The organism is Ectothiorhodospira sp. 9100 (genome assembly GCF_022227565.1).
Taxonomy (GTDB): Bacteria; Pseudomonadota; Gammaproteobacteria; order Ectothiorhodospirales; family Ectothiorhodospiraceae; genus Ectothiorhodospira; species Ectothiorhodospira marina.
Genome location: NZ_JAJNAN010000086.1, coordinates 1 through 4,307 on the forward strand (window position 1 = coordinate 1; position 4,307 = coordinate 4,307).

At 46.4% G+C, this 4,307-nt stretch carries 7 protein-coding genes; 6 read left to right on the forward strand and 1 reads right to left on the reverse strand.

The window, feature by feature from the left end; translation table 11 throughout:
• The first annotated feature begins 55 nt into the window (after window positions 1-55).
• The 6 genes from LPW29_RS14780 to LPW29_RS14805 all read left to right on the forward strand — a co-directional run bounded on the left by LPW29_RS14780 (window position 56) and on the right by LPW29_RS14805 (window position 4,036).
• Complete coding sequence (locus LPW29_RS14780) at window positions 56-592, forward strand: GNAT family N-acetyltransferase (protein ID WP_238628647.1); 537 nt, start codon at window positions 56-58, stop codon at window positions 590-592.
• A gap of 106 nt (window positions 593-698) precedes the next feature.
• Complete coding sequence (locus LPW29_RS14785) at window positions 699-1,670, forward strand: zinc-ribbon domain-containing protein (protein WP_238628648.1); 972 nt, start codon at window positions 699-701, stop codon at window positions 1,668-1,670.
• A gap of 122 nt (window positions 1,671-1,792) precedes the next feature.
• On the forward strand, window positions 1,793-2,752 hold the full coding sequence (locus LPW29_RS14790; RefSeq protein WP_238628649.1) for an RNA-directed DNA polymerase: 960 nt from the start codon (window positions 1,793-1,795) through the stop codon (window positions 2,750-2,752).
• Between the two features lie 123 nt (window positions 2,753-2,875).
• Window positions 2,876-3,289, forward strand: coding sequence for a hypothetical protein (locus LPW29_RS14795; protein ID WP_238628650.1), 414 nt, complete (start codon window positions 2,876-2,878; stop codon window positions 3,287-3,289).
• A 155-nt stretch (window positions 3,290-3,444) separates the two neighbouring features.
• Window positions 3,445-3,756: a type II toxin-antitoxin system RelE/ParE family toxin gene (locus LPW29_RS14800; RefSeq protein WP_238628651.1), complete on the forward strand. Its 312-nt coding sequence runs from the start codon at window positions 3,445-3,447 to the stop codon at window positions 3,754-3,756.
• Window positions 3,749-4,036 carry a helix-turn-helix domain-containing protein gene (locus LPW29_RS14805; protein WP_238628652.1) on the forward strand — a complete coding sequence of 96 codons (288 nt, stop codon included), beginning with the start codon at window positions 3,749-3,751 and terminating at the stop codon, window positions 4,034-4,036. Before LPW29_RS14800 ends, LPW29_RS14805 begins: the two co-directional genes overlap by 8 nt.
• A gap of 68 nt (window positions 4,037-4,104) precedes the next feature.
• Here LPW29_RS14805 and LPW29_RS14810 read toward each other — a convergent pair.
• Window positions 4,105-4,307: transposase domain-containing protein (locus LPW29_RS14810; protein ID WP_238628653.1), on the reverse strand; the 203-nt coding region annotated here is incomplete at its 5' end.

Sequence of the window (4,307 nt, forward strand, 5' to 3'; positions counted from 1 at the left end):
TGCCTCACGTGCAGCAACGACCCGCATTACTACTTAACGAATTTGAGTACATAGAATGAAGTTTGAAAGAATTGGAAAGGAAAAGGCGAGTGATCTAACCCAGCTCTTTGCCTCCACGTTTGGTTCTTCCGAAGGAGCAGAGGAAGGAGCCTTAATTGGGGGTCTGGTTGCCAAGTTGAGCGCCAGCATCGATGGCAGTGAAATTATCTGCTTCGGCGCAGTTGAGAATGAACAGCTTGTCGGAGCCATATTCTTCACTAGGCTCCAATTTGCAGATGGGGCACCGATTTACATGCTTGCTCCAGTGGCTGTATCTACCGACCGTCAAAGGTCCGGTGTCGGCCAGGCACTAATCAGGTATGGGCTGAATGAGTTGGCCAGTGATGGCGCCTTGGTAGCGGTAACCTATGGCGATCCGTCTTACTACGGAAAAGTGGGCTTCCTGCCGCTGTCAGAGGACGTCCTCAAGGCCCCACTGGATCTATCCATGCCTCATGGCTGGCTGGGGCAGTCTCTTTCCAAAGAGCCAATTCAGGCACGCACCGAACGTCCAGGTTGCGTCGAGGCGTTCCGCGATCCGGCGTACTGGTAATACAGAGCCTGAGTCATGAGGCATAACAATTCGCTCCAGCGGACGGCCCTGATGGGCCGCCGCTGAGCTCAAACGTTAGAGAAAAGAAGAAGTCAGAGGAGCAATCATGCTGATATGCGATAAATGTGGTGCTGGAATAAATGAGGGGTCAAAGTTTTGCCCACAATGCGGCGACCCTGTCACTGATGCTGATCGAGTAACTGTGCCCGTCGCAGAATCGCATGTAGCGAATGTCGAAATATCATTTGGTGAAAGCTCGTCCGCAAACTTCACCAAGGCAGTTGAGATTTGCAAAAACATCCCGTCTTACTCCGTCACGGGCGAAGGGAAGCAAACCCAACACAAACTTTTACTTCCAATTACAGAAGTCGATTTGATTGTTAATCTATTTGAATTGGTTGGCAGTTGGAAATCATCTCAAATGCTCATAAATGGGCATACCGCAACTAAAAAAGATTTAACTTATTATGGTGTTGGTTGTTACAGAAATAGACAAAAAGCATATAAGCCTGAACAGTTTTGCTTTGGTGAAAAAGAATATGAAGCCAATATTTGGGGTTGTAAAAGACTAAATATGCCAATCAATGAATGGGGTGGTGGTTGGCTTGATTGTGGTGAATTTGATAAATCAGGCGTATGGCACTTCGATAAAAACAGAATTAAGCATGAATTAGAACTCACATTAAAAGAAAACGAACTGTGTCCGGTTCTGGATAGAAAGCGAGTTCTTGAAACTCTAGAGAAACTACCTGACAGCATAAACCCCAAAAGTGATCGCAACTGGCAATACAGAACAAGCTATGAGGAGGTTAACGGGGATTACAAAGAGGTCGCTGTAGGGATAAAGCCTATTATCAAGAAAATCAATAGATATGTTCTCGGTGGTTTTAAGCCGAGCTGGGATATAGAAAGTACGCAAAGCCATTCGGGGAGTGAGCATGTAATAAAATTCAATCTTCAACTTGAAGATGAAACACCGAAGAAAAGAAGAACATCAGGTTCAAAGAAAAAGAGCGGCTCGTCGGCAATTTGGTGGGTTGTTGGCGTAATCATAGTTCTATATTTGCTGTTTAAGTGAAATATTCTCTAACAATCACATGCACTCGGACAGTAAAAAGCGCCGCTCCTCGTTCCTCGTCGCTCTGCTTTTTTCTGCCGGTGATGTGAGACGTTCGGCATCACAACTAGATTGGTTTACGTATGAAACGGTTAATTGACCTCTCGCACGACGACGCGCGTGCGCACTTCCTAAAAGGAAGTAGCTACTTTAATGGCGATATGCCAAGCTACGTAAGCTTTGAGCCAATACTATCTGAGGTTGCTGCCATTTTAAAGTCCGGCACATATTTTCAGTTTAAGAAAGATAATCCCGCTGAATTTCCAGGAGTTAATTATAGTTTTATTGCTAATAAAGATGGAAGGTTTGCGTGGCGTCCGTATGAATTGATTCATCCAGTATTGTATGTGTCCTTGGTTAATGTCATATGTGACGAAGAGAATTGGAGGCTTATTAAATCCCGAATAGACGATTTTGAGGATGGAATCATTGACTGTTGTAGTGCTCCGGTCATGTCAGTTGACCATGAAACAGACGTCGCGACTCAGGTAAAGAACTGGTGGCAAGCCGTTGAGCAACGATCCTTGAAATATTCGCTAGAGTTTAGCCATATACTTCATACTGATGTCACTGATTGCTATGGTTCTTTATACACCCATAGCATAGCTTGGGCTATTCATGGGATCGATGAGGCGAAAAAGAAAAAAGGTCAAAAGTCTTTGGTTGGAAACCAGATTGATTCTCATATCCAGGCTAGCCGTTATGGTCAGACAAATGGTATCCCACAAGGCTCAGTTCTCATGGATTTTGTGGCTGAAATAGTTTTGGGCTATGTGGATGAGCAAATTAACGGAGAGCTGGGAGAATGCACTGACATAAAAATCCTTCGGTACAGGGATGATTATCGGATATTTGCTAATAGCGATGAGCGAGCAGAACAGGTCCTCAAAGTTGTAAGCGACAAATTACGGACAGTCGGAATGAAGCTCGGGGTTTCAAAGACGTACTCCTCCAGAAATGTTATTGAAGGGTCTCTAAAGCCTGATAAACTTGCTGGGATTGGACTTCAAGATCTCGGGAAAACCAACGCGAAAACCATCTAAAAACAGCTTCTCAGGTTGCATACTTTCGGACAGAAATATGCAAATAGTGGAGCTTTGAGACGGCTAGTTAGTGAATTTCATACTAAGATTTCTAAACAAAAACAACCTCCAGAAGATCTCGAAGTGCAAGTTGCCATTGCCACAGATATTGCGTACGTTTCTCCAGCAACCTTCCCAGCGGTTGCTGGCATCTTGAGCCATCTTATAGCCCTTGCTCCTGATGGAGAAAAAACAGATCTTTGGCTAAAGGTGCGCAATAAGATGAAACGGGTACCGTACAATGGTTATCTCGAAATTTGGTTGCAACGAGTCACTCAGCCTCAAAGTGTAGGAATTAAGTTCGAAAGCGATGAACTAATCTGCCAAATTGTCAATGGTGGGGCCCCACCGTTATGGAAATGTGAATGGATTTCGAACGCCAAGTTGAAGAAAAGTATTGACGTCAGAAATTTGATGGTAGGGGATGTTACCGACACGGCTGAAGTCATTGATCCTGATGAAGTGGAGTTGTTCAAACAAAACGCGTGGGCATATTAAAAATAATTGGCCTTATTTCCGAGTGCCAGTGAAGCCGAACAAGTTGCTGCACTCGGAAAAATTAATCGCTACGCTCCTAATTTTCCGGTGAGCACGGCGTTACACCTCACTGATCCGGCCTTGACATCTATACGGCATCGCCGTACATTCTGGCAATGTTATTCATCGAAACCTCGATGTTCACCAAGCTATTGCCGAACTACCTCACGGATGAGGAATACCGTGGGCTTCAAACCTACCTTCTGCAAACGCCAGATGCCGGGGATCTGATTAAAGGTTCGGGTGGTGTTCGTAAAGTTCGATGGGCACCAGCGGGTTCGGGAAAGAGCGGTGGTATCAGAGCCATATACTACTGGAAGAAATCTGATCACGAGATATGGATGCTCACGCTGTACAGTAAATCAGAGTGGGCCAGTATTCCTGGCCATGCGCTCAAGCAGATAGCGGAGGCAATCAAAAATGGGTGACCGAAATCTTGGGGTAGAGATTCTTGAAGGTATCAATGAAATCAAGAAATTCAAAAAGGGTAAATTGGTCCTGCGAACGCATGAGCTTTCAGATCCTTCACCGCCCAAAGTGATCAGACTGAAATTACACATGTCACAGTCAACATTTGCCGGTCTTATGGGCGTGAGTGTGCGAACCCTTCAGGACTGGGAACAGGGTCGGCGCGAGCCGCAGGGTCCTGCGGTTGCGCTTCTTCGCATTGCTGAGCAACACCCCGAAGTTTTTAGTCAGCTTCACTGATCAACGTGAGGTGTAACCAGGTCATGCACCGTAAGCGCCCAAAAACCGACCCCCTTGCGGGATTGGAATTAGGCTGCTTTGGCTGCCGGCAGCTGCGCGTTCCAGGGCAGCAGTGCTTCGAGCTTCTCCACCGTATCGGCCTTGGCAATGTGCTCCAGCACATGATGGATGTAGGCCGAGGGCTCCAGGCCATTGGCTTTGGCTGTTTCGATCAGTGAGTAACAGGTGGCGCTGGCCCGGGCCCCCTGCGGGGTATCGGCGAATAACTGCG